Genomic DNA, 19,431 nt, shown 5'->3' on the forward strand with positions numbered 1-19,431 from the left:
AGAGTCATTGCGGGCTTTGCGGCGCGGCTGCATCCGGTGCGGGCGCGGGTGCAGGTTCTTGTGCGGGCATCGGTGGTACAGATTCTGGCGCGGGCGTGGATTCCGGTGCCGGGGCCGGCTCTTGGGCCGGGACCTGTGGCACCGCTTCCGGCGCAGTATCCGGGGAAGCGGCGGGAATCGGCGTCTCGGCCTCCGGCGTCACGGGTGCATTCGCCGGTGCCGGGCTGGAGCGGTAATCGGCACGACGCTTGAGCTGAAATTCACGCACTGCCGAGTTATGGGCATCCAGGTCATCGGAGAACACATGGCTGCCATCGCCGCGAGCGACAAAATACAAACTGTTGCCGGCCACCGGGTTCAGCGCCGCATGAATCGCTTCGCGGCCGACCATGGCAATCGGGGTCGGTGGCAGGCCGGAGATCATGTAGGTGTTGTACGGCGTCGCTTCCTTGAGGTGGGCGCGGGTCAGCTTGCCGGTGTAGCGATCGCCGAGACCGTAGATCACGGTCGGATCAGTCTGCAACAACATACCGATCGCCATCCGCCGCACGAACACGCCAGCAATCTGCCCGCGCTCCTGAGGCACGCCGGTTTCCTTCTCCACCAGCGAGGCCATGATCAGCGCCTGATAGGGTTCGGTGTACGGCACATCAGCGGCGCGCTTGTCCCATTCCTTGGCGAGCACTTCGTCGAGGCGCTCGTAGGCTTTTTTCAGCAGCTCGGCGTCGGTCATGCCACGCACGAAACTGTAAGTGTCGGGAAAGAAGCGACCCTCAGGGAAAATCCCGCTATGGCCGATCTTGTCCATCACTTGCGTGTCACTCAGGCCGTTCAGGGTTTGCTTGAGTTTGTCATCCTTGGCCAGAGCCGCACGGACCTGATGGAAATTCCAGCCTTCGACCAGGGTCACGCTGTACTGCACCACTTCGCCGCGTTTCCACAAATCGATCAGACCGTCGACGGTCATCCCGGGCAGCATGCGGTATTCGCCACTGTGGATCGGCGTGGCGGCGAGGTTGAAACGCCAATAGACGCGCAACCAGAAGGCGTCCTTGATGACGCCGTCGGCTTCGAGTCGATAGAAGGTGCCGGTGGGAGTCGTGCCCTTGGGCACTTCCAGCAGTTCTTCCTGGGTGATGTTCAGCGGCTGTTCCAGCGCCGAATGGATTTTCCAGGCCGAAGCGGCCATTAGCAGCCCCGCCAGAACCAGTCCGGTTTCCAGCAGCAGCAAAAATTTACGTCTCACGTATCAAGCATCCAGTAGCGCGCGGGCAATGGTTTGGAGTTTACGGGTGAGCGGGCCAACCGACCAGCTCAGTGCTGCATAGGCGCGCACCGGCCAAACGCCATACACGCTGTTGCAGACGAAGACTTCATCGGCCCATTGCAACTGATCGAGGCTGATGTCGGTGATTTGCGTGGGGATCCCCAATGACTCAGCCTGAAACAATAATTCGGCGCGCATCACACCGGCTACGCCGCAGCGTTTGAGATCGGCGGTGATCAGCACACCGTCGCGCACCAGAAACAGATTGCTGAAGACGCCTTCAATCACTCGACCGACCCGATCAAGCATCAGGCCTTCAGCGTGGTCGGTGTCTTGCCATTCGGAACGGGCGATCACCTGCTCCAGGCGATTCAGATGCTTGAGCCCGGCGAGCAACGGCTGGTTGGACAGGCGCGTGGCGCAAGGGAACAAGCGGACACCCTGCTCGCCATGGACGACAGGATAAGCTGCGGGAGGATTGCCTTGCAGAATGCATCGGGCCTGGGCCGAAGGATCGGGCGCGTAACCGCGCAAACCGTCGCCACGGGTGAGGATGAGCTTGAGCACGCCCTCGCCCATTGCGGCGGCGTAGGCCAGCAGCTCGCTGCGGATCAAAGAATGATCGGCAGTAATCGCCAGGCGTGAACAACCCTGCGCCAGCCGCGACAGATGCCGCTCCAGCAACAACGGTTGCCCGCCTCGCACAGCGATGGTCTCGAACAGACCATCACCGTAAGCCAGGCCGCGATCCTTCAGCGACAACGTGTCAGCCGGCTGACCGTCGACCCAGCTGTCCATCAGTCAGCGAACCGGCGGAACACCAGCGAGCCGTTGGTCCCGCCAAACCCGAAGGAGTTGGACAGCACCACATCGATATCCATGTTGCGCGCGGTGTGCGGCACGAAGTCGAGATCGCAGCCTTCATCCGGCTCATCGAGGTTGATGGTCGGCGGTGCCACCTGGCTGTTGATCGCCAGGACACTGAAGATCGCCTCGACCGCGCCCGCCGCACCCAACAGGTGACCGGTCATGGACTTGGTCGAACTGACCGCCAGTTTGTAGGCGTGATCGCCGAACACCGACTTGATCGCACAGGCTTCAGCGAGGTCGCCGGCCGAAGTCGAGGTGCCATGGGCGTTGATGTACTGAACCTGGTCGCCATTGATCTTGGCGTCGCGCAGGGCATTGGTGATGCAACGAGCAGCACCGGCGCCGTCGGCGGGAGGCGACGTCATGTGGTAGGCATCGCCACTGGTGCCGAAGCCGATCAGCTCGGCGTAGATGGTCGCGCCACGGGCCTTGGCGTGTTCCAGCTCCTCCAGCACCAGTGCACCGGCGCCGTCGGACAGGACGAAGCCATCACGGCCCTTGTCCCATGGACGGCTGGCGCGGGCTGGCTCATCGTTGCGGGTCGACAGTGCGCGGGAGGCACCGAAGCCACCCATGCCCAGACCACAAGCGGCCATCTCGGCGCCGCCGGCAATCATCACGTCGGCTTCGTCGTACATGATGTTGCGTGCCGCCATGCCGATGCAGTGCGTACCGGTGGTACACGCGGTGGCGATGGCGTAGTTGGGTCCCTGTGCACCGAGGTGAATGGACAGGAAACCGGAAATCATATTGATGATCGAGCCAGGCACGAAGAACGGTGAAATCCGACGAGGGCCGGAATCATGCAGCGTGCGGCTGGTTTCTTCGATATTAGTCAGTCCGCCAATACCCGAACCCATGGCCACGCCGATGCGCTCACGGTTGGCGTCGGTGACTTCCAGACCCGAGTTACGCACAGCCTGAAACCCTGCGGCCAGACCATACTGGATGAACAGATCGAGCTTGCGAGCTTCCTTGACCGACAGGTATTCCTCAACATTGAAGCCCTTGACCGAGCCGCCAAAGCGGGTGGAATAGGCAGAAAGGTCGGTGTGTTCGATCAGACCAATGCCACTGCGGCCAGCCAGAATGCCCTGCCAACTGCTCGGCACATCCGTGCCCAGTGGCGACAACATACCCATACCGGTGACTACGACGCGTCTACGCGACACAGCACTCTCCTTTTTCAAATGGCGACTTTGCATCAGGCCTAAAGAAAAAACCGCACGCCGTGATGGCAGTGCGGTTTTTCCATGACAGCAAGCAGCGATTACAAGCTATTAAGCCTGATGGTTAGTAACGTAATCGATTGCAGCTTGTACAGTAGTGATCTTCTCAGCTTCTTCGTCAGGGATTTCGGTCTCGAATTCCTCTTCCAGAGCCATCACCAGCTCAACGGTGTCAAGGGAGTCGGCACCCAGGTCTTCAACGAAGGAAGCAGTGTTGACCACTTCTTCTTCTTTAACGCCCAGTTGCTCAGCAACGATTTTCTTGACGCGCTCTTCGATGGTGCTCATACCTTGTTTTCACTCCTAATGGACAAATTCAGGCAGCTGGCCAGTGGGTAAGTGTATAGAAAGACTTTTCAGTTTTTCAACTGAAAGCTTCACTCCTCAAACCCGACGACCCTCTGCCTATAAATAGATTGCAGCTTTATAACGGATTTTAGACAGCTCGTATGACATTTTTTTGAAGCAATCCGTCACATTTAACTCATGTACATCCCGCCGTTCACCGGGATTGTAGCCCCAGTAACGTAAGCCGCACCGTCGGATGCAAGAAAAGCGACCACAGACGCGATCTCTTGAGCTTGCCCCAGACGGCCCAGCGGAATCTGTGTCACCAAGCCTTCACGCTGCGCTTCAGGCAGTTCGCGGGTCATATCAGTGTCGATGAACCCTGGAGCCACCGAGTTTACTGTAATCGAACGCGAACCGACTTCCCGCGCCAGTGCCCGGCTGAAACCTTCCAGACCGGCCTTGGCGGCAGCGTAGTTTACTTGGCCTGCGTTGCCCATGGCACCCACAACAGAGCCAATACTGATAATTCGTCCCCAACGGGCCTTGGTCATGCCGCGCAAAACACCCTTGGACAGGCGAAACAGACTGTTCAGGTTGGTATCGATGACGTCGCTCCATTCGTCGTCTTTCATGCGCATCATCAGATTATCGCGGGTGATGCCGGCATTGTTGACCAAAATTGCCGGGGCGCCAAACTGCGCAGTGATGCTTGCCAGCACCGCAGCAACCGATTCATCACTGGTGACGTTCAGTTCCAGGCCAGTGCCTTCAATAGCGTTTTCTTTCAGGGTTGCCGCGATGCGCTCGGCACCCGAGGCGGAGGTCGCGGTGCCAATGACGATGGCGCCCTGACGACCCAGTTCCAGGGCGATGGCCTGGCCGATACCGCGGCTCGCACCGGTGACCAGTGCAACTTTACCTTGCAGACTCATGCAAGTTTCTCCTGATTCAGGCCAGCGCCGCGCAAGCGGCAGCGAAAGCGTCTGGGGTATTGAGGTTGGATGTCGCCACGCCTTCGGCGCAGCGTTTGTTCAGGCCGGCAAGCACCTTGCCCGGGCCGCACTCGACCAGTTGGGTCGCGCCCTTGGCCGCCAGTGCCTGGACCGATTCGACCCAGCGCACAGGCTTGTAGAGCTGCTCAAGCAGATCGCGCTTGAGGGTCTCCAGATCAGCCGGCACATTGGCGCTGACGTTCTGCACCACCGGGATCTGCGGGGCCTGCCAGTCAATGGCAGCGATGGACTCGGCAAAGCGCTCGGCCGCCGGACGCATCAGTTCGCAGTGGGACGGCACGCTGACCGGCAACGGCATGGCGCGCTTGGCACCACGGGCCTTGCAGCCTTCAATGGCACGTTCGACCGCCGCCTTGGCACCGGCGATCACCACTTGGCCAGGGGAGTTGAAGTTGACCGCACTGACCACTTCGCCTTGCGCCGCTTCGGCACAAGCCGCCAGCACATCGGCATCTTCCAGACCGAGGATAGCGGCCATGCCGCCCTGCCCGGCCGGAACGGCTTCCTGCATCAGCTTGCCACGGGTTTCGACCAGTTTCACCGCGTCGGCCAGGCTCAGGCTGCCCGCCGCCACCAGGGCGCTGTACTCGCCCAGGCTGTGACCGGCCACATAAGCCGGACGCGCGCCGCCTTGCGCCAGCCACAGACGCCACAAGGCGATCGAGGCGGTCAGAATGGCCGGCTGGGTTTTATCGGTTTGATTGAGTTGCTCTTCCGGCCCTTGCTGGGTCAGTGCCCACAGGTCGTAACCCAGAGCATCGGAAGCTTCTTTGAATGTTTCGAGGACCACTGGATGTTGCGCGCCCAACTCGGCCAGCATGCCGAGGGACTGCGAACCCTGTCCTGGAAAGACGAATGCGAGGGAAGCAGACATGTAACAAGCCCCTAATGATCTTGTCGTCGGAGAATTGACGTCCCGCTAGAGGGACACAAGAAACTGACAGTTGGATGGCCAATTGAACTGAGCGGTCACATTTAAGCATTGTCCGACGAAAACGCCTAAGGCAACAAATCCTCCAGACGACCGTGAAGCCGCTCAGGAAGATTTTCCTGGATCTCGATCAGGGCACGCTGGATCGCACTCTGGAAACCCTGCACACCGGCCGAACCGTGGCTTTTCACCACAATCCCCTGCAAGCCGAGAAAGCTCGCGCCGTTGTGCCGCGCCGGGGCAAGGTCCGCTTGCAAGCGCTTCATCAGCGGCAGCGCCAAGGCCCCCACCATGCGTGAGGCGACGCTTTTCTTGAACAAGGCCTCGATGCGCCCGGCGATCATGGTCGCCAGGCCTTCGCTGGACTTGAGCAGGATATTGCCGACAAAACCGTCACACACCACCACATCCGCCTCGCCCCGGTACAAACCGTCACCTTCGACAAAACCGATGTAGTTGATGCCCCGGGCGTTCTGCAACAAGGTCGCCGCCAGCTTGACCTGCTGGTTGCCCTTGATGTCTTCGGTACCGATGTTCAGCAGCGCTACTCGCGGGCGAACCACGCCGAGGGTTTCCGCCGCCACCGAGCCCATGATCGCAAACTGCAACAAGTGCTCGGCACTGCAATCGACGTTGGCACCGAGGTCGAGCAACTGGCAATAGCCCTTCTGGGTCGGAATGGCCGCGATCATCGCCGGACGATCAATGCCCGGCAACGTCTTGAGTACAAACCGCGACAACGCCATCAGCGCCCCGGTGTTGCCGGCGCTGACACAGGCCTGGACCTTGCCATCGCGCAACAACTCAAGGGCCACGCGCATTGACGAATCAGGCTTGCCGCGCAGGGCCTGGGCAGGCTTTTCGTCCATGCTGATGACTTCGGACGCCGGCGTAATCGACAGGCGCGCGCGATCCACAGCCGAATGGCCGGAGAGCAGCTCTTCCAAAAGGGTAGGTTGACCGACGAGGGTCAGGTGCAGCGAGGGTGTAGCAGACAGGCAAGCAAGGCTGGCCTGAACAATGCTGCGGGGACCGAAGTCCCCGCCCATTGCGTCAATCGCGATGACTTGAGCAGACAAGTGATTACTCGTCAGCGCCCTTGTCGATCACTTTACGGCCACGGTATACGCCTTCTGGCGATACGTGGTGACGCAGGTGAATTTCACCGGTGGTTTTTTCTACAGACAGAGTGCTCGCCGTCAGGGCGTCGTGCGAACGACGCATGTCACGGGCAGAGCGGGATTTTTTGTTCTGCTGAACAGCCATAATTGATTAACTCCTAAACGTTTGGGTCACGCTTTAACTGCGCCAATACACTGAACGGGTTGGACCGCGTTACCTCGTCCTCGCTCGGTTCGGGCTCATCGAGACCCGCCGGCTGCTGGCATTCTTCCGGATGATGAGCAGGCACAATGGGCAAGGCGAGCAAAAGCTCCTCCTCGATCAGTGACTGCAGATCCAATGGATCTTCGCCCAGTTCCAGCACGTCATAACCTTTCGGCAACGACTGGGTATTCGCACCCTCTTTCACCACAGCATAACTGCATTCGCTGTGGATCGGCAGGGTGACCAGCTCAAGACAACGCTGGCAAACCATTTTGACTTCGGTGTCGATAAAACTGTGGATTACCACAGACTTACGTTCATCTCGTTCAAAAACGAATTTAGCCTGCACCGTACCGACAGTGTCGGAAAGCGGGTCGCAGAGTCTCTCCAAATCGGCCAGCAGCAGTTCACCTTGAAGGGTGGTGCCACGATCAGCCAATTTGCGCGGGTCAACGTGAGGTGGAATCGGGTCATTCAACATAGGCGCAGCATTATAGGGATGCACCCAGCCATGTCAAAGGAAATTCAGCCCTGTCCGTCACTTGGAAGCCTCGCTAGAATTCGCCCCTGCCTTTTGGAGATGCCCATGCTGCCTTTATTACTCGCTTCAAGCTCGGCCTATCGCCGGGAATTGCTGGCCCGATTGCAGCTTGAGTTTACCTGCCGCTCGCCGGATATCGATGAAAGCCATCGCCCGGACGAGTCCGCGATTAATCTGGTCAAGCGCCTCGCCGAAGAGAAAGCACGCGCCCTGGCCGACAGCCACCCCGCGCATCTGATCATCGGTTCCGATCAGGTCGCGGTGCTCGGCGAGCGCATTATCGGCAAACCCCACACATTCGAAAAGGCCCGGGAACAATTGCTCGCTTCCAGCGGCGCCAGCGTGACCTTTCTGACCGGCCTGGCCGTGCTTAATAGCCAGACCGGTCACTGTCAGGTCGATTGCGTGCCCTTCACCGTGCACATGCGCACACTCGACCCGGCGCGCATTGAACGCTACCTGCACGCAGAGCAGCCCTACGACTGCGCTGGCAGCTTCAAGGCCGAAGGTTTGGGGGTGAGCCTGTTTCAACGCACCGAAGGCCCTGACGCCACCAGCCTGATCGGCCTGCCGCTGATTCGCTTGATTGATATGTTGCTGGCCGAGGGCGTGCAAATCCCCTGAGCACAAAAAACCGGCCACGAAGGCCGGTTTTTTTATGCCGCAGCAGATTCAGCGCAACGACGGACCATGAAACCCCATCCACATCGCCAATTGCTCGGCCACGCTGGCGCCGAGCTTCTTCGAGAAGCGATCAAACGTCGATTCCTGAATGGTGAAGTCCACCAATTCTTTCTCGCCAATCACATCCCGGGCGACCGAGCTGGCATTGCCCAGGCCATCGATCAAGCCCAGCGGCAGCGCTTGCTCACCGGACCAGACCAGCCCGGAGAACAACTCCGGATGCTCTTTATCCTTGAGCCGATCGCCACGCCCTTTCTTCACGCTGTTGATGAACTGCTGGTGCGTAGTATCGAGCACGCCCTGCCAGAACTGAGTTTCCTCAGGCTTCTGCGGCTGGAACGGGTCAAGGAACGACTTGTGTTCACCCGAGGTGTAGGTGCGACGTTCGACGCCGAGCTTCTCCATCGTCCCGACAAAGCCGTAGCCGGCCGCCGTCACACCGATGGAACCCACCAGGCTCGCCTTGTCGGCATAGATCTGATCGGCCGCGCTGGCGATGTAATAAGCGCCGGAAGCGCCCAGGTCCGAAATCACGGCATACACCTTGGTATCCGGATGCAAACCGCGCAGACGCTTGATTTCGTCGTACACGTAACCCGACTGCACCGGACTGCCGCCCGGGCTGTTAATGCGCAGGATCACGCCCTTGACCTTGGTGTCTTCAAAGGCTGCACGCAGACTGCCGACGATGTTGTCGGCGCTGGCAGACTCCTTGTCGGCGATCACGCCATTGACGTCGATCAACGCGGTGTAGTTGGAACCGCGGGTCGCGCTTTTTTCCATGTCCATTAACGGCGTGAACAGCAGCAGCGCCGCAAACAGGTACACGAAGGTCAGCAGCTTGAAGAAAATCCCCCAGCGGCGCGAGCGGCGCTGTTCCTGCACGCTTGCCAGCAAGGTCTTTTCCAGCAGCTTCCAGCTCTTCTCGTCACCGCCATCCGCGCTTGCCTTGGCAGGCGCTTTCCATTCGTCGGTCATGCCATCTACCCCAGCAAAATCGTATTAAGCCTGACGAAGCCAGGCATGCAATTCGGAAAAACGATCAATGGACAGCCGCGGCCCGAACAGCTTCAGCGCCTCGATGGATTGGGCGCCGTAACTCACGGCAACCGAATCCATACCGGCGTTGCGCGCCATTTGCAGGTCAAAGGACGAATCCCCGACCATCAACGCCTGCTGCGCCGAAACGCCGCAATGCGCGAGGATCTCTTCCAGCATCAGAGGATGAGGCTTGCTGGCAGTTTCATCGGCGGCACGGGTGATATCGAAATAGTCTTCCCAGCCGTGCGCCTTGAGCACTCGATCCAGCCCACGACGGGCCTTGCCGGTCGCGACCGCCAGGTGATAACCCTCGTCACGAAAGGCGGCCATCGACTCGACAACACCTTCGAACAACGGCGAAGGCACGGCTTCGGCCGCGATGTAGTGATCGGCATAGTGCTGACGGAACGCTATCAGCTCGTCATCGCCGATCTGCGGGTACAACGTGCGAATCGCCTCGGGCAAGCCCAGGCCGATAATGCCTTTGACGGCAAAGTCGTCGCACAATTGAAAACCGGAGCGCTCGGACGCGACATGCATCGCCTCGACAATCCGACCAATGGAATCGGCCAGCGTGCCATCCCAATCAAAAATCAGCAGCTTGTAATCAGAGGGGTGCACTCAGGCGCTCCACGGTCTTGGCCCACATCTCGTCCACTGGCGCCTGCAACTTCAGCTCGCCGCCATCTGGCAACGGCACGGTCAGCATGTAGGCGTGGAGGAACAGGCGTTTGCCGCCCAGGTCACGAATTTCCTTGCTGAAATCGTCATCGCCGTACTTGGTGTCGCCAGCGATGCAGTGCCCGGCGTGCAACGTATGGACACGGATCTGGTGTGTCCGGCCGGTGATCGGCTTGGCTTCGATCAGGGTGGCAAAGTCGCCGAAACGGCGCAGGACCTTGAACACGGTCACAGACTCCTTGCCCTCCTCCTCATCGACCTCGACCATGCGCTCGCCGGAGCGCAGGTTGCTCTTGCCCAGCGATGCACGAACCTGCTTGATCGAGGCCGCCCAGTTGCCGCGGACCAGCGCCATGTAGCGCTTGTCAACGCCATCGCCGCGCAAGGCCGTGTGCAAGTGACGCAACATGCTGCGCTTCTTGGCGATCATCAGCAGGCCGGAGGTGTCACGGTCGAGCCGGTGAACCAGTTCGAGCTCCTTGCAATCGGGACGCAACTGACGAAAGGCTTCGATTACCCCGTAGGTCAAGCCGCTGCCGCCGTGAACCGCGATGCCGCAAGGCTTGTTGATCACGATCAACGCCTTGTCCTCGAAGATAATCGAGGCTTCGAGGCGCTGGAGCAGGCCTTGTGCCAGCGGCACCGGCTCGTCGCGCTCAGGCACGCGAACCGGCGGCACGCGCACGATATCGCCCGCCTGCAGCTTGTATTCGGGCTTGATCCGGCCTTTGTTCACTCGCACTTCGCCTTTGCGCAAAATGCGGTAAATCAAGGTCTTGGGCACGCCTTTGAGCCGAGCGAGAAGGAAGTTATCAATACGTTGGCCGGCATATTCCGGCGAGACCTCCAGCAGTTGTACGGCTGGGGTCGAAGGGGCAGTAGTCGTCATGGCGCGGATGATAACAATTTTTTATGGAATTGAAGCACTTAATCATTGCTGCTATAGTCGCGAACGCCGCCAAAAGCGGCCTGGACAGCGGACTAACGGTCAAAAACCGGCCCTGACCAACGCAATTCACCAGGACGCGAGGCCGTCCTACGGGGCTTTCGCTACGTAACGGTGGAGTTTGCAGGTGTTACGAGCGCAGGTGACATGAGGCCTGAATCAAGCCGCAAAGCAGAGTTTTCACTCGCCTTGCTCGCCAATATTCATGGCCAGTTCACAAAGTGCAGTCAGCTGCGAATGACCCCGAGCGAACGCTTCGGAAACAACGCCTAAATTAGCCATGATGCGTGACCTCCCCTTTCGGAGCTCACGGTAAATGCCAACCCGCTGCGGATTCTGCGCGCGGCAGCACCCGAATTATCAGGGATACGTGTAGGGTGGAGATGCACAACCGCTGGACTGTGTAGCAATAGGCTTTATCAAGACGCTTCATCTCGTCCACAGCCGCTGGTTGATTCCTCCTCCTGACTGAGTGCTTAGTAGCCACAGCAAGCAGGACGCGTACGTCGCGACGCCGGCCCACATTGGTCGCCATCGCTAGACACTGGAGTGTCCAACCACTCTTGACGCACCTGACACCGACCGTGAGAAGTCGTGTGTGCCGAACGCCGTTTCCGGCAGCCCGGAAACCGACGGTACTACATGAAAAGAATGCTGATTAACGCAACTCAACCCGAAGAGTTGCGTGTTGCACTGGTAGATGGCCAACGCCTCTACGACCTGGACATCGAATCCGGTGCACGCGAGCAGAAGAAGGCCAACATCTATAAAGGCCGGATTACTCGCATCGAACCAAGCCTAGAGGCTGCCTTTGTCGATTTCGGCTCCGAGCGCCACGGCTTCCTGCCCCTCAAAGAAATCTCCCGCGAATACTTCAAGAAAGCCCCCGAAGGCCGCGTCAACATCAAGGACGTCCTGACCGAAGGCCAGGAAGTCATCGTTCAGGTCGAAAAAGAAGAACGTGGCAACAAGGGCGCAGCCCTGACCACCTTCATCAGCCTGGCCGGTCGCTATCTCGTTCTGATGCCGAACAACCCGCGTGCCGGCGGTATCTCCCGTCGCATCGAAGGTGAAGAGCGCAACGAACTGCGTGAAGCCCTGAACGGCCTGGTTGCCCCGGCCGACATGGGTCTGATCGTGCGCACTGCCGGCCTGGGCCGCAGCAGCGAAGAAATGCAGTGGGACCTCGATTACCTGCTGCAACTGTGGACCGCTATCAAAGAAGCCTCGCTGGATCGCTCCGCGCCATTCCTGATCTACCAGGAAAGCAACGTGATCATCCGCGCCATCCGCGATTACCTGCGCCAGGACATCGGCGAAGTGCTGATCGACAGCGTTGAAGCCCAGGACGAAGCCCTGACCTTCATCCGCCAGGTGATGCCGCAGTACGCCAGCAAGATCAAGCTGTACGAAGACAGCGTTCCGCTGTTCAACCGTTTCCAGATCGAAAGCCAGATCGAGACCGCTTTCCAGCGCGTCGTCGAACTGCCTTCCGGCGGCTCCATCGTCATCGATCCGACCGAAGCCCTGGTGTCCATCGACATCAACTCGGCGCGCGCCACCAAAGGCAGCGACATCGAAGAAACCGCCCTGCAGACCAACCTTGAAGCCGCCGAAGAAATCGCCCGTCAGTTGCGCTTGCGCGACATCGGCGGCCTGATCGTCATCGACTTCATCGACATGACCCCTGCCAAGAACCAGCGCGCCGTGGAAGAGAAAGTCCGCGAATGCCTGGAAGCCGACCGCGCTCGCGTGCAAGTCGGTCGCATCTCGCGCTTCGGCCTGCTGGAAATGTCCCGTCAGCGCCTGCGTCCATCCCTGGGCGAAAGCAGCGGCATCGTTTGCCCGCGTTGCAACGGCACCGGCATCATCCGTGACGTTGAATCGCTGTCGCTGGCGATTCTGCGCCTGATCGAAGAAGAAGCCCTGAAAGACCGCACTGCCGAAGTTCGCGCCCAAGTGCCGATCCCGGTCGCTGCGTTCCTGCTCAACGAAAAACGCAACTCGATCACCAAGATCGAACTGCGCACCCGTGCCCGCATCGTCATTCTGCCGAACGACCACCTCGAAACGCCGCACTTCGAAGTTCAGCGTCTGCGTGATGACAGCCCGGAAGCCCACATCAACCAGTCCAGCTACGAAATCGCTGCTGCCGCTGCCGAAGTGGAAGAAGTCCAGCCCGCCGCTGCGACCCGCACCCTGGTTCGCCAGGAAGCCGCGGTCAAGACTGCACCGGCCCGCGCCAACGCTCCGGTCCCGACCGAAGTCGTCGCTGCCGCGCCTGTTGCAGCACCGGTTGCCGTGCCAGAGCCAAGCCTGTTCAAAGGCCTGGTGAAGTCGCTGGTCAGCCTGTTCGCGACCAAGGAAGAGCCTGCCGCTCCGGTTGTGGTTGAAAAACCAGCAGCCACCGAGCGTCCGGCCCGTAACGAAGAGCGTCGCAACGGTCGTCAGCAGAGCCGCAACCGTAACGGTCGCCGCGATGAAGAACGCAAGCCTCGTGAGGAACGTGCACCGCGTGAAGAACGCGCACCACGTGAGCCACGCGAAGAGCGTCAGCCACGCGAAGCCCGTGAAGAGACCACCGCTCCGGTCGTCGCTCGCGAAGAACGCGCACCACGCGCTCCACGTGAAGAACGTGCACCGCGCGCTCCACGTGAAGACCGCAAGCCACGTGGCGACCGCGAAGAGCGTCCGGTACGTGAACTGCGTGAACCACTGGATGCCGCGCCTGCTGCGCCAGCCGCTGCCGCTGCCGTCGCTGCGACCGCTGAAGAGCGTCCAGCCCGTCAGCCACGCGAAGAACGCGCGCCACGCCCACCGCGTGAAGAGCGTCAACCACGTGCCGAGCAGGCTGCAGCCGCTGCCTCTGAAGAAGAAGTGCTGACCGGCGAAGAGCAACTGCAGGAAGAAGGGCAGGAAGGCGCCGAAGGCGATCGTCCACGCCGCCGCTCCCGTGGCCAGCGTCGTCGCAGCAACCGTCGCGAGCGTCAACGCGATGCCAACGGCAACGTGATCGAAGGTTCGGAAGAATCCGAGTCCGCCGAAGGCGAAGCCAACGAAACCAGCGAAGCACCAAGCGCTGCCGATCTGGCCACCGGCCTGGCTGTTACCGCAGCCGTTGCCAGTACCTTGATCAGTGCTCCTGCCGAAGCCCAGGCTTATGAGCAAGCCGAACGCGCTACCGCTGCCGTGCAGGAAACTGCACCGGTAGAAGCGCCGGTTGTTGAAGCGACTACCCCGGTAGAAGCCACCGCCGCTCCGGAAGTTGAAGTAGCGCCGGTTCGCGAAGCACAGCCTGAAGTTCAAGCTGCCGCCGAGCCTGCTTACGTTGCCGAGCCTGTGGTTGTCGCTGAATCGGTTGCCGACACGTCGAGCGAAACCGTGACCGAAGCTGTCCGCGAAGTGCGTGAAGAGCAAACCGCGTTCAACTGGGTTGCCGAGCCGGTAGCCGCCGAGCCAGTCGTCGAAGCGCCAGCGCCAGTCGTTGAAGCTCCGGTCGCTGAAGCGAAGGTCTCCGAGCCTGTGGTTGTCGCCGCCGAGCCTGCCCCGGTCGTCGAAGCCCCGGTTGTCGCCGAAGTGGCTGCACCGGTGGTCGAAGCCGCCCCTGTCAGCGCCCTGACCGAAAATGGCCGCGCGCCGAACGACCCGCGTGAAGTGCGTCGCCGCAAGCGTGAAGCCGAGCGTCTGCAGAAAGAAGCCGAACTGGCTGCCGCTGCTGCTCCGGTTGTAGCCGAGCCAGCACCGGTTGTTGCCGAAGTGGTCGAGGCAGCCCCTGCCCCGGTCGCTGAAGTCGCTGCCGAGCCGGTTGAATCGGTGATCGACGAAGCACCACGCTCCGTTCAGGACGCGGTACAGCAACACGAACAAGCCCTGGAAAAAGAGCACGAGCCTAAACCCCTCGTCTGATTCCATCGGCCACTAAAAAGCCCCGCCTGGTGATCCAGGCGGGGCTTTTTTTATGCTGATTGCTTACCAGATTGCCGATCATTCCCACGCTCCGCGTGGGAATGCCTCTATGGACGCTCCGCGTTCGGCTTTGGATGGGACGCGGAGCGTCCCGGGCTGCATTCCCACGCAGAGCGTGGGAACGATCATCCAAACACTAACTTCTCAGGCACATCCACATCCCACAGCACACCGGGATCATCCACCGCGACTTCAACCACCCTGGCCTGCGCAAACAACGGCTTGGCCCCGCGATCACCGGCCAACGCCATCAATCCCTGCCCAAAGCGTCGGCTAAACCCCACCGGATGCCCAAACTCGCCCTCATGCACCGGCACGCTGATGCAATCCTCGGCAATCCCCGCCAGCACTTGCTCGATGCTCGACGGCAGGATAAACGGCATGTCCCCCAGCACAATCAACCAGCCACCCAGTTGCGCACAGGCCGCCACTCCAGCGGCAATGCTGTCGCCCATACCCCTGGACTCGATCAGCACAATCTCGAAGCCGTAAGCCTGAGCCATGCGAATCACCTGCGGGCGATCTGCGGTGGTCACCAGTACACGCCTCTCAAGGCTGACAGGCAGATTCACCAACACCTGCTCGATCACCGAACGCACAGCGCCATCGCGACCGGCACAGTCGGCCAGCAACTTGTCCTTTTCAGCCCCGGCGACCTGGCGAAACCGACTGCCTTGCCCTGCTGCCAGCACGATGACACCGATGGGCTCGCTCATACGTCCTCCCGCAACGGCTTCTTCTGCTTGAGTTCGACGCCGTTCTTGATCGCCACGATTTCGGCCAGCAGCGACAAGGCGATTTCCGCCGGGGTGTGGCTGCCGATGTGCAGTCCAATCGGGCCGTGCAGCCGCTCGATGGCCTGTTCTGACAAGCCTAGCTGAGCCAGGTTGTCCCGGCGTTTCAGGCTGTTGACCCGCGAACCCAGTGCGCCGACATAGAACGCCCTTGAATCCAGGGCGGTGAGCAGCGCCATGTCGTCCAGCCGTGGATCGTGGGTCAGGGCGACGATGGCGGTGCGTTCGTCGGTCTGAATGGCCAACACGGCGTCGTCGGGCATGCCCGGCACGAAACGACCGTGCTGTTCCTCCCAGCCGTAGACGAACTCGGTGCGCGGATCGCAGATCAGCACTTCGAAATCCAGCAGCCGCGCCATTTCCGCGACATAGCGCGACAGTTGCCCGGCGCCGATCAGCAACAAGCGCCAACGAGGGCCGTAAATCGCGCGCAAGGTGCTGCCGTCAAAACTCAGCACGTCGGTCTTGTTCGCCGGCTGCAACATCACTTCACCGCTCGCCAGATCCAGCGAACGGGCGACGATTTCATGGGCTTCGCAGCGGGCCAGCAACTCGGCGACCCATGCTGGATCGCCGACGCGCTCTTCGGTCAGGCGCAGCGTGCCGCCACACGGCAAACCAAACCGCGCCGCCTCCTCACGGGTGACGCCGTACGTGATCAACTGCACGGGCGGCCCGTCGGCCGGGATACGGCCGTCGTGCAGCCGCGCGATCAGGTCATCCTCGACACAACCGCCCGACACCGAGCCGATCACCACGCCGTCTTCACGCAACGCGAGCATGGCGCCAGGCGCCCGGGGCGCGGTGCCCCAGGTCTGGACCACGCTGTACAACACCACCCGCTGACCGGCGCGGCGCCATTCGAGCACGCTGCGCAAGACGTTCAGATCGACGCTGTCCATCAGGCGTCAGCCTTCTGCCAACCCTGCAGTTGATAGCGAACCGGCAGGCTGCGGATGCGTTTACCGGTGGCGGCAAAGATCGCGTTGCACAGCGCCGGCGCAATCGGCGGCACGCCCGGCTCACCGACCCCGCCCAACGGCACGTCGCCCGGTGGCGTGACCAGATGCACCGCAACTTCCTTCGGCGCCAGGGACATGCGCGCCACTTCGTACATGTGGAAGTTGTCCTGCTGGACCTTGCCGTCCTTGAAGCTGATTTCGCCAAGTACCGCGTTGCCCAGGCCCATGACGCAGGCGCCTTCGAACTGCGAACGAATGCGTTCGGGATTGATCTGCGGACCGCAATCCACGGCGATGTCAGCCTTGTGCACGATCAGGGTGCCGTCGTCTTTGACTTCGACCTCAATCACCGCCGCCACATAGGTGACGAAGCTGTAATGCACCGCCAATCCCAGGCCTCGACCCTTGGGCAGCGTGCGCCCCCAACCGGCAGCCTTGGCGGCGGTTTCGAGCACCGTGCGCAGCCGTGCGGTGTCGATCGGATAACGCTCGGGGGATTCGCCGTAGTTCCACTCTTCACTCAAAGTGCGCGGATCGATCTGACGGTCCGGGCCGAGCAATTTGATCTGGTACTTCAGCGGATCCTGCTTGGCCTTGTGGGCCAATTCATCAACGAAGGTCTGAATCGCGAAGCCGTGGGGAATGTTCGACACCGAGCGATACCAGCCGACCCGGGTGTGCACCGTCGCTTCGGGGTTTTCCAGGCGCACGTTGGGAATCGCGTAGGCCATGTTGGTGAAGCCCATGCCCAACTCGAACGCGGCCTCGTGGTTCATGCCCGGGGCGAACAACGCGGTGATGCTTGGCGCCACGGTGCGGTGCAACCAGCCGGAGGGCATGCCGTCCTTGTCGAGGCTGGCCTTCAGGTACTCGGCGGACACGGTGTGGAAGTACGAGCAATGGATGTCGTCTTCACGGGTCCATTGCACGCGCACGGCCTTGCCGGGGAATTCCTTGGCGAGGATCGCTGCTTCGACGACGAAATCCGGCTTCGATTTACGCCCGAAACCACCGCCCAACAAGGTGACATTGAAGGTGACGTTATCGAACGGCAGGCCGAGGCGTTCGCCAATCCTCTCGCGGGTGACTTGCGGTGCCTGGCTTGGCGCCCAGGCTTCGCACACGCCGTCTTTGAAGCGGGCGATGGCGACCATCGGCTCCATCGGCGCCTGGGCCAGGTGCGGCAGATAGTAGGACGCTTCGAGGGTGCTGCCAGCGCCGGCCAGGGCCTTGTCGATGTCTCCGGTATTGCGCACCACTTTGCCCGGTTTGAGCGAGGCGGCTTCCAGCTCCTTGCGATAGGCGACCGAGTCGTAACTGGCATTGGGGCCGTCGTCCCACTCGATTTTCAAGGCTTCGCGGCCCTTGATCGCGGCCCAGGTGTTGCTCGCCACCACGGCCACACCGCCCAATGGCTGGAACTCCGAGGGCAGCGGGCGGCTTTCAATCTGCAAGACCTTGATCACACCAGGGACCTTCAGCGCCGCGCTGTCATCCACGGACTTGACCTTGCCGCCATATACCGCCGGACGGGCAATCGTGGCGTAGAGCATGCCGTCGAAATGCACATCGGCGCCGTAAATCGCACGACCGTTGACGATGTCGGCACCGTCGATGGCGCGTACGCCTTCCTTGCCGATGTAGCGAAATTCCGACGGCTGCTTGAGTCGCAGGCTGTCACGGGCCGGCACCGCCAGCGCACCGGCCGCGGCGGCCAATTCGCCATAACCGAGTTCGCGTTTAGTGGGTTGGTGAATGACCTTGTGCAACTGCGCATGGCATTCGCCAACCGGGACTTTCCACTGTTCGGCGGCGGCCTGTTCCAGCATGGTCCGCGCGGCAGCACCGCAGCGGCGCATCGGCTCGTACCAGTGACGCATGCTGCGCGAGCCGTCGGTGTCCTGGTTGCCGAAGCGCACTTCATCACCCGGTGCCTGTTGCACCTTGACCAGCGCCCAATCGGCGTCCAGTTCATCGGCCACCACCATGCTCAGACTGGTGCGCACGCCCTGGCCCATTTCCGACCGGTTGCACACCACAGTCACCGTGCCATCAGCGGCGATGCTGACGTAGACCTTCGGATCATCGATCCAGCCGTTGGGCATGCCGTCGGCGCCGAATTTCTTCGGCTTGTCTTCAGCGAAAGCATCCTGCCAGCCCCAACTGGCGGCGAGTACCAGCGCACTGGTGGCGCCGACGCCTTTGAGAAAGCCGCGACGGCTGAGGTTGCTCAGGGCGAAATCATTCGGGAGCTGGCTCATGCCTTGGCCTCCTTCAGATGAGTGGAGGCCTGACGAATGGCGGTTTTGATGCGGTTGTAGGTGCCGCAGCGGCAAATATTGCCGACCATCGCTTCTTCGATCTGCTCATCGCTGGGGTTGGGGTTGGTCTTGAGCAATGCCGTGGCCGACATGATCTGCCCGCCCTGGCAGAAACCGCACTGGGCCACGGCGGTGTCGAGCCAGGCTTGCTGGACGATTTGCCCGACCGGGTCGGCGTGCAGGTTGTCGATGGTGCGCACGTCCTGGCCCACGACCGAGCCAATCGGTGTGATGCAACTGCGCGCCGGCAAGCCGTCGATATGGATGGTGCAGGCACCGCACAGGCCCATGCCGCAGCCGAATTTGGTGCCGTTGTAACCGGCCACGTCGCGGATTGCCCAGAGCAGCGGCATATCCTCGGTCACATCGAGTGGATGGTCTTGGCCATTGAGTTTCAGGGTAATCATGGGCACGCCCGCATAGTGTCAGGGTTATGGGGTCGAGCAATCTGCCGCCGGGGGTTGGCGGTGGGTTCACGCAGATCGGCTCAGGCTAATGGGCTCTCTTATGCAGACGGTAGTGTCTGCATCGGGCCTTTGGTGGAGCAAATGCTTGCATCGTTAGGGGG

The 19,431-nt window shown here is 61.0% G+C and carries 18 protein-coding genes; 2 read left to right on the forward strand and 16 right to left on the reverse strand.

The window, feature by feature from the left end:
• Positions 1 to 4: 4 nt before the first annotated feature.
• The 9 genes from mltG to ACY4LX_RS25120 all read right to left on the reverse strand — a co-directional run bounded on the left by mltG (position 5) and on the right by ACY4LX_RS25120 (position 7,408).
• Positions 5 to 1,246: an endolytic transglycosylase MltG gene (gene mltG / locus ACY4LX_RS25080; RefSeq protein ID WP_463258164.1), complete on the reverse strand. Its 1,242-nt coding sequence runs from the start codon at positions 1,244 to 1,246 to the stop codon at positions 5 to 7.
• A 3-nt stretch (positions 1,247 to 1,249) separates the two neighbouring features.
• The gene (gene pabC, locus ACY4LX_RS25085) at positions 1,250 to 2,065 is read right to left on the reverse strand and encodes an aminodeoxychorismate lyase (protein WP_463258165.1); all 816 of its coding nucleotides are present in this window, start codon (positions 2,063 to 2,065) and stop codon (positions 1,250 to 1,252) included.
• Complete coding sequence (gene fabF / locus ACY4LX_RS25090; RefSeq protein ID WP_149659995.1) at positions 2,065 to 3,309, reverse strand: beta-ketoacyl-ACP synthase II; 1,245 nt, start codon at positions 3,307 to 3,309, stop codon at positions 2,065 to 2,067. The genes pabC and fabF overlap by 1 nt, the downstream gene beginning before the upstream one ends.
• Positions 3,310 to 3,417: 108 nt before the next feature.
• Complete coding sequence (gene acpP, locus ACY4LX_RS25095; RefSeq protein ID WP_003442511.1) at positions 3,418 to 3,654, reverse strand: acyl carrier protein; 237 nt, start codon at positions 3,652 to 3,654, stop codon at positions 3,418 to 3,420.
• Between the two features lie 191 nt (positions 3,655 to 3,845).
• Positions 3,846 to 4,589 carry a 3-oxoacyl-ACP reductase FabG gene (fabG, locus tag ACY4LX_RS25100; protein ID WP_463258166.1) on the reverse strand — a complete coding sequence of 248 codons (744 nt, stop codon included), beginning with the start codon at positions 4,587 to 4,589 and terminating at the stop codon, positions 3,846 to 3,848.
• A gap of 16 nt (positions 4,590 to 4,605) precedes the next feature.
• Entirely contained in the window at positions 4,606 to 5,544 is a 939-nt protein-coding gene (fabD, locus tag ACY4LX_RS25105; RefSeq protein ID WP_463258167.1) for an ACP S-malonyltransferase, read from the reverse strand.
• 125 nt (positions 5,545 to 5,669) lie between these two features.
• Positions 5,670 to 6,680, reverse strand: coding sequence for a phosphate acyltransferase PlsX (gene plsX, locus ACY4LX_RS25110; RefSeq protein ID WP_149659992.1), 1,011 nt, complete (start codon positions 6,678 to 6,680; stop codon positions 5,670 to 5,672).
• A 4-nt stretch (positions 6,681 to 6,684) separates the two neighbouring features.
• Positions 6,685 to 6,867 (reverse strand): 50S ribosomal protein L32, encoded by a 183-nt coding sequence (gene rpmF / locus ACY4LX_RS25115; RefSeq protein WP_008152339.1) that lies wholly within the window; start codon positions 6,865 to 6,867, stop codon positions 6,685 to 6,687.
• Between the two features lie 13 nt (positions 6,868 to 6,880).
• Complete coding sequence (locus ACY4LX_RS25120; protein ID WP_004371317.1) at positions 6,881 to 7,408, reverse strand: YceD family protein; 528 nt, start codon at positions 7,406 to 7,408, stop codon at positions 6,881 to 6,883.
• Between the two features lie 105 nt (positions 7,409 to 7,513).
• Here ACY4LX_RS25120 and ACY4LX_RS25125 point away from each other — a divergent pair, with 105 nt between their 5' ends.
• Positions 7,514 to 8,092, forward strand: coding sequence for a Maf family protein (locus ACY4LX_RS25125; protein ID WP_463258168.1), 579 nt, complete (start codon positions 7,514 to 7,516; stop codon positions 8,090 to 8,092).
• A gap of 48 nt (positions 8,093 to 8,140) precedes the next feature.
• Here the strand turns inward: ACY4LX_RS25125 and sppA are convergent, their stop codons facing one another.
• The 3 genes from sppA to rluC are packed head-to-tail and all read right to left on the reverse strand — an operon-like array spanning position 8,141 to position 10,763.
• Positions 8,141 to 9,130, reverse strand: a complete 990-nt coding sequence (gene sppA, locus ACY4LX_RS25130; protein WP_463258169.1) for a signal peptide peptidase SppA — start codon at positions 9,128 to 9,130, stop codon at positions 8,141 to 8,143.
• A 24-nt stretch (positions 9,131 to 9,154) separates the two neighbouring features.
• On the reverse strand, positions 9,155 to 9,814 hold the full coding sequence (locus ACY4LX_RS25135) for an HAD-IA family hydrolase (protein WP_149659989.1): 660 nt from the start codon (positions 9,812 to 9,814) through the stop codon (positions 9,155 to 9,157).
• Positions 9,801 to 10,763 (reverse strand): 23S rRNA pseudouridine(955/2504/2580) synthase RluC, encoded by a 963-nt coding sequence (gene rluC, locus ACY4LX_RS25140; RefSeq protein ID WP_054051763.1) that lies wholly within the window; start codon positions 10,761 to 10,763, stop codon positions 9,801 to 9,803. The genes ACY4LX_RS25135 and rluC overlap by 14 nt, the downstream gene beginning before the upstream one ends.
• Positions 10,764 to 11,462: 699 nt before the next feature.
• Between rluC and rne the strand changes: the two genes are divergently transcribed.
• Positions 11,463 to 14,726 carry a ribonuclease E gene (gene rne / locus ACY4LX_RS25145; RefSeq protein ID WP_463258170.1) on the forward strand — a complete coding sequence of 1,088 codons (3,264 nt, stop codon included), beginning with the start codon at positions 11,463 to 11,465 and terminating at the stop codon, positions 14,724 to 14,726.
• A 185-nt stretch (positions 14,727 to 14,911) separates the two neighbouring features.
• Here rne and ACY4LX_RS25150 read toward each other — a convergent pair whose 3' ends face one another.
• The 4 genes from ACY4LX_RS25150 to ACY4LX_RS25165 are packed head-to-tail and all read right to left on the reverse strand — an operon-like array spanning position 14,912 to position 19,270.
• Positions 14,912 to 15,502 carry a nucleotidyltransferase family protein gene (locus ACY4LX_RS25150; RefSeq protein ID WP_463258171.1) on the reverse strand — a complete coding sequence of 197 codons (591 nt, stop codon included), beginning with the start codon at positions 15,500 to 15,502 and terminating at the stop codon, positions 14,912 to 14,914.
• On the reverse strand, positions 15,499 to 16,482 hold the full coding sequence (locus ACY4LX_RS25155) for an XdhC family protein (protein ID WP_463258172.1): 984 nt from the start codon (positions 16,480 to 16,482) through the stop codon (positions 15,499 to 15,501). The genes ACY4LX_RS25150 and ACY4LX_RS25155 overlap by 4 nt, the downstream gene beginning before the upstream one ends.
• Positions 16,482 to 18,803 (reverse strand): xanthine dehydrogenase family protein molybdopterin-binding subunit, encoded by a 2,322-nt coding sequence (locus ACY4LX_RS25160; RefSeq protein WP_463258173.1) that lies wholly within the window; start codon positions 18,801 to 18,803, stop codon positions 16,482 to 16,484. The genes ACY4LX_RS25155 and ACY4LX_RS25160 overlap by 1 nt, the downstream gene beginning before the upstream one ends.
• A complete protein-coding gene (locus ACY4LX_RS25165) occupies positions 18,800 to 19,270 on the reverse strand; it encodes a (2Fe-2S)-binding protein (protein ID WP_149659983.1) in 471 nt (156 codons plus the stop codon). Before ACY4LX_RS25165 ends, ACY4LX_RS25160 begins: the two co-directional genes overlap by 4 nt.
• Positions 19,271 to 19,431 lie beyond the last annotated feature (161 nt).

The sequence above is a fragment of the Pseudomonas sp. Emmai genome (genome assembly GCF_055179735.1).

Bases quoted from the DNA above. Each gene is read 5' to 3' on its own strand.
- pabC (WP_463258165.1), bottom strand. From the start codon at position 2,065: ATGGACAGCTGGGTCGACGGTCAGCCGGCTGACACGTTGTCGCTGAAG.
- acpP (WP_003442511.1), bottom strand. From the start codon at position 3,654: ATGAGCACCATCGAAGAGCGCGTCAAGAAAATCGTTGCTGAGCAACTG.
- fabG (WP_463258166.1), bottom strand. From the start codon at position 4,589: ATGAGTCTGCAAGGTAAAGTTGCACTGGTCACCGGTGCGAGCCGCGGT.
- fabD (WP_463258167.1), bottom strand. From the start codon at position 5,544: ATGTCTGCTTCCCTCGCATTCGTCTTTCCAGGACAGGGTTCGCAGTCC.
- rpmF (WP_008152339.1), bottom strand. From the start codon at position 6,867: ATGGCTGTTCAGCAGAACAAAAAATCCCGCTCTGCCCGTGACATGCGT.
- ACY4LX_RS25120 (WP_004371317.1), bottom strand. From the start codon at position 7,408: ATGTTGAATGACCCGATTCCACCTCACGTTGACCCGCGCAAATTGGCT.
- ACY4LX_RS25125 (WP_463258168.1), top strand. From the start codon at position 7,514: ATGCTGCCTTTATTACTCGCTTCAAGCTCGGCCTATCGCCGGGAATTG.
- sppA (WP_463258169.1), bottom strand. From the start codon at position 9,130: ATGACCGACGAATGGAAAGCGCCTGCCAAGGCAAGCGCGGATGGCGGT.
- rluC (WP_054051763.1), bottom strand. From the start codon at position 10,763: ATGACGACTACTGCCCCTTCGACCCCAGCCGTACAACTGCTGGAGGTC.
- rne (WP_463258170.1), top strand. From the start codon at position 11,463: ATGAAAAGAATGCTGATTAACGCAACTCAACCCGAAGAGTTGCGTGTT.
- ACY4LX_RS25150 (WP_463258171.1), bottom strand. From the start codon at position 15,502: ATGAGCGAGCCCATCGGTGTCATCGTGCTGGCAGCAGGGCAAGGCAGT.
- ACY4LX_RS25155 (WP_463258172.1), bottom strand. From the start codon at position 16,482: ATGGACAGCGTCGATCTGAACGTCTTGCGCAGCGTGCTCGAATGGCGC.
- ACY4LX_RS25160 (WP_463258173.1), bottom strand. From the start codon at position 18,803: ATGAGCCAGCTCCCGAATGATTTCGCCCTGAGCAACCTCAGCCGTCGC.
- ACY4LX_RS25165 (WP_149659983.1), bottom strand. From the start codon at position 19,270: ATGATTACCCTGAAACTCAATGGCCAAGACCATCCACTCGATGTGACC.